This is a genomic window from Gelidibacter sp., from assembly GCF_035577925.1.
In the GTDB taxonomy this organism is placed as follows: Bacteria; Bacteroidota; Bacteroidia; order Flavobacteriales; family Flavobacteriaceae; genus Gelidibacter.
This window is the reverse complement of record NZ_DATJCY010000068.1, coordinates 1-4870: the sequence shown is the minus strand read 5'-3', so window position 1 is coordinate 4870 and position 4870 is coordinate 1. Positions and strand designations below refer to the sequence as shown.

At 35.9% G+C, this 4870-nt stretch carries 3 protein-coding genes and 1 pseudogene; 3 read left to right on the top strand and 1 reads right to left on the bottom strand.

Annotation, left to right across the window (positions count from 1 at the left end):
- Both VNJ50_RS02110 and queG read left to right on the top strand, forming a co-directional pair.
- The coding region (locus VNJ50_RS02110) for a cytochrome P450 (protein WP_325578594.1) at window positions 1–1145 on the top strand (1145 nt) is incomplete at its 5' end.
- A gap of 80 nt (window positions 1146–1225) precedes the next feature.
- Window positions 1226–2149 (top strand): tRNA epoxyqueuosine(34) reductase QueG, encoded by a 924-nt coding sequence (gene queG / locus VNJ50_RS02105; RefSeq protein ID WP_325578592.1) that lies wholly within the window; start codon window positions 1226–1228, stop codon window positions 2147–2149.
- Here queG and VNJ50_RS02100 read toward each other — a convergent pair.
- Entirely contained in the window at window positions 2146–4020 is a 1875-nt protein-coding gene (locus VNJ50_RS02100) for a hypothetical protein (RefSeq protein WP_325578590.1), read from the bottom strand. The genes queG and VNJ50_RS02100 overlap by 4 nt on opposite strands.
- 269 nt (window positions 4021–4289) lie before the next feature.
- On the opposite strand from VNJ50_RS02100, the pseudogene VNJ50_RS02095 reads away from it, so the two are divergent.
- Window positions 4290–4870: pseudogene (locus tag VNJ50_RS02095) on the top strand (NADP-dependent malic enzyme); the annotation flags it as partial.

Here is a 4870-nt window from a genome sequence, read left to right as displayed (position 1 = left end):
ATACTTTCAAATTGAAGATTGGTTTTTCGACCGAAATTATTTTTTCGCGTGATGCATCTTTTGCAGAATATGTTCTTCAAAAAAATCATAAAAACTATGCTAAAACCAAAATCCAAACACAAGATTTAGCAAAATATATAGGTAAAGGTTTGTTGACTTCTGAAGGCGAATCTTGGAAGAAGCAACGGCAATTGATCCAACCAGCTTTTCATAAGACGTATTTGACGAATTTACTGGATAAGATACAAGCGGCAATTTTAAAGGAATACAAGATTTTTCAACCTAGCGTCACGATTGACGTTTTTCCTGTTTTTAATGATTTGGCATTTCAAACCGTAGTTAAATCATTGTTCAGTAGTGCGGCCAGTGATGAAGATATTAGCCGATTACAGTTTATCACCGAAGCTGCCCAAAATATGTTGGTCAAAGAACTCAGACAACCCTATTTGGCAGGATGGTTCAAATTTAGTGGTGTTATAAAAAAACATCTGAATCTTATGGATGAAGCACGGCAAATCCTTAAACGGATTGTCAATAGCCGCCGTAAGTCAGAAGTACATCATGACGATTTGTTGGATATGCTTTTGCAAGCGCGTTATGACGATGGTAGTTGTATGGAAGAAGAACAGCTTATTGATGAAATCTTAATTCTTTTTACTGCAGGTCATGAAACCACATCCAATGCCTTAACATTTATAGCACAGCTTTTAGCCCAACATCCCGAATGGCAAGATAAAATTTATCTAGAGCATTTAGAAAATTCTACAAAAGGGGATTTAATGGCAGAAGTCAATGCTTCAAAAATATGCCGTCAGGTCATTGAAGAAACCATGCGTTTGTATCCGCCGGTTCATGTTATAGATCGAGTAAATTTAAGTGATGACGAATTTAACGATATGGTTTTCAAGAAAGGCTCTAATGTTCTGTTTTCCATTTATGAAATCCATCGTCATCCAGACTTATGGGATAGGCCAGAACAGTTTTTGCCACAGCGTTTTGCAGAAGGTGATCGTAAGTTTTCTTCTCAGTATTTTCCTTTTGGTGCTGGCCCACGAAAATGCATCGGCAATAATTTTGCTATGTTTGAGATGATTATTGCTATTAACGAATTGGTCAAAACCTATCGCATTTTTCCGGAATTTTAAACCATCGAAATTATTCCTTTGATTACTCTAAAACCTAAAAATGCCTTTTTAAGATTTGAAAAAAGGCAATTGAATAAAAATTGAGCAAAAAAGCAATATATAGCCAACTTATAAAAACCGAAGCCAAACGCCTTGGTTTTATTTCTTGTGGTATTAGTAAAGCACAATTTTTGGAAGAAGAAGCCCCACGACTTGAAAAATGGTTAAATAATAAGATGAATGGTGAAATGCAGTATATGGAAAACCATTTTGACAAACGGCTCGATCCTACCAAGTTGGTCGAAGATTCAAAAAGTGTCGTTTCATTATTGTTAAATTATTTTCCAGAAGAAACTCAAATTCAAGATACTTTTAAGATATCAAAATATGCTTACGGTACCGATTATCATTTTATTATCAAGGATAAGCTCAAAGCACTTTTAAATTTTATTCATGAGGAAATCGGCGAGGTCCATGGCCGAGCTTTTGTTGATTCCGCACCTGTTTTGGATAAAGCTTGGGCGGCAAAATCAGGATTGGGTTGGGTAGGAAAGCATACGCTTTTATTAACCCAACAAAGAGGTTCGTTTCATTTTGTTGCAGAGTTAATTATCGATTTAGATCTTGAATACGATTTGCCAACCACCGATCATTGCGGAACTTGCACCAAATGTATTGATGCCTGTCCAACACAAGCTATTACTGAGCCTTATGTGGTGGACGGCAGTAAATGCATTTCTTATTTGACCATCGAACTGAAAAATAGCATTCCTAGTGATTTCAAAGGTCAATTTGACGACTGGATGTTTGGTTGCGATATTTGCCAAGATGTTTGCCCGTGGAATCGTTTTTCAAAAGCACATAGTGAACCTTTATTTAATCCACATCCCGATTTATTGTCAATGACCAAACAAGATTGGGAAGAAATTACAGAAGATGTTTTTAGTGAGCTTTTTAAAAAATCTGCAGTCAAAAGAACAAAATTTTCTGGTTTAAAACGGAATATCGCGTTTTTGAAGGATTAATTATACCAAACGGGCGTTGGTTTTCCCAATTCAAAACTTTGAAATCCAAAATCTTTGGTTTCAAAAGCATTCGTTTTAAAAATATTATTGCCAACCCCAGGGATTTTTGGAAAAAAGGAAAACGATAATTGGAAGGAATTAAATACTAAATAGTCATTTCTGATGATCACGCCAGCACCAATCGAAGTGTATAATTTGCTTTTAAAAATCGAAACACTTTCTTCTGCTAACATTGCTGCACTCACGTTCACATAGGGGTTTAACCGAAATCCGAGAAGTTCCCAAGGCGAGTAAAATTGTGTTTGCAACGATAGCACATATTTTTTTGTACCCATTAAATTACTGTCAAATCCCTGTATGCCAGCACCACTTTTAAGATCAAATTGGTTGTCATAAACACCCTTAAATCGGTTGTCATGATCAATGGTAATCCTGTCGCCTGGCGATGGCATTCGGTTAGTACCAATGAGGATTTGAGGTTTTACGAACTGGCGCATTTTCCAGGAGGAGCCCAGTGAAATTAAATTGGTAAAGTAATTGGCCTGCAAAGAAATTGTGGTTTGCTCCAAATGACTGTGGTTGACGAAAGTTCCAACTTCAAAATTAGTGCTCAGATAACCCCAATTAAAATAATTGCCATGCGAAATCTTAAGGCCCAAATACATCCGATTACTTTGGTTTTTTCGTTGATAGCCTCCCGTTAACCCAAAAATTGCACCAACAGGAACGTCTTCAATAGTGCCATCCCTAAAAATATAACTATCTCTTATAAACTGTCGTGAAGCAATCCCCATACCTCCCAAATAAAAGGATTCGTTGGCAAAATACCCAATGCTATCATAAGCAACCGTAGGGCGTTCTTTATAACCCACATGCAAATATCTCAAACTGCTAATGACGTTTGTACTGCGTTCTCTTTCCGATTGACCACCAGAGATTTTAAACGCATGGCCGGCCCAAAAATCTTGAGTATGGTATTTAAAATTTTGTAAGCCCGATTCATGATTGGCGTTTTGCAAAGAATCTTTTCTAAACTGTTCGTCAAGGTAGATGCCTCCTGCCCATCGGGTTACGGGTGAATAGAAAGGACGTTCAATGTTTAGGACCTTCTCATAATAGCCATCAAGATCGTGTTTGTAGGCCATGGTGGTTTCTATAAAAGTGTTTTTGATATTTGGAATGCTATAGTTCATCTCATAGCCATATCTGTTGTTTTCTAAACTTTTAATTAGATCATTATTAAATTCATGTCCAAAACCAAGAAAATTTCGGTTTCTTAATTTTATTTTCGTTTTTGAAGATGATAGCGATGCATTAGGAATCATACTCCATGAGTCCAGAACTTCAATATGAACATCGACGGAGTCCTTCGAAGTATTTGTAGGATTGGCTGTAATTTGAACACGTCTGATAAAACTTTGTGAACGGATTAAACGCTCTGTTTCATTTAGTAAAAACGTATCGAGCGGGGTGTTTTCTTTTATCAGTAGTATGTTTCTTATTGCAAAGGGTTTTGTTTTAATATGTATAAAGTTTCCTGTTTTTTCTATCCAACTATTGGCTGTTTGTGTACTGTCTGTAAATGAAAAACCAAACGGATCATTACTTTTAATCGAGATATTACGGATGATTTTACCTTCAAAAGGTGCAAAGTTTTGTCTGGAAAGGTTTTCAGGAGTATTTACCGGTTTTTTAGCGGTCGATCTAAAAACAAGATTATAGAGTTTTTTTGTGAATTTACTTTTTTGTGAATAATCCTCAATTTTCTGATACATGTTCGTTGAGTCCTTTTCAGTGTTAGGTACTTGGGCAACAGCAAGAACTTGAGTGCCTAAAAGAAAAAGGGCAACAATAATTTTTTTTACATCCATAAGGAGTATGACAACTTCGCTACAAATATAAATCAATTGATTAGCTTAAAAAGATGAAATAGTAACGTAAATCAGGATATAATATGAAGACATAACGTTGTTTAGCCATATTGGTCAATCTTAGTTTGGCTTAAAAACACTCTTAAATATTCTAGCAGTTAATTTTAAATTTAGCGATTCAATAATTTTATTTCAAAACCAATTAATGTCAGTTTTGTTTTCTTATAAAACACTTACCTTTGTTTTTTTATCAAAAATATTAAATTCTTATGAGCAAGCAGAGTAAACGTAGAGAGGCACTAGTATATCATGCAAAACCAACACCGGGCAAAATCCAAGTGGTACCTACAAAAAAATACGCCACGCAGCGCGATTTGTCATTGGCTTATTCGCCAGGCGTTGCAGAGCCGTGTTTAGAAATTGCAAAAAATGTTGATAATGTTTATAAATATACTGCCAAAGGCAACTTGGTTGCTGTAATTTCTAACGGAACGGCAGTTTTAGGTTTAGGAAATATTGGACCAGAGGCATCAAAACCAGTCATGGAAGGTAAAGGCTTACTTTTTAAGATTTTTTCTGATATTGATGTTTTTGACATTGAAATTGGTACCGAAAATGTTGAAGAATTCATCCAAACCGTCAAAATGATTGCTCCAACTTTTGGAGGTATAAATCTTGAAGATATTAAAGCTCCCGAAGCTTTTGAAATTGAACGGCGTTTAAAGGAAGAACTGGATATTCCGGTGATGCACGACGATCAACATGGTACAGCCATCATTTCTGCGGCAGCGCTATTGAACGCCTTGGAAATTGCTAATAAGAATATAGACGAAGCTCAAATTGTGATTAG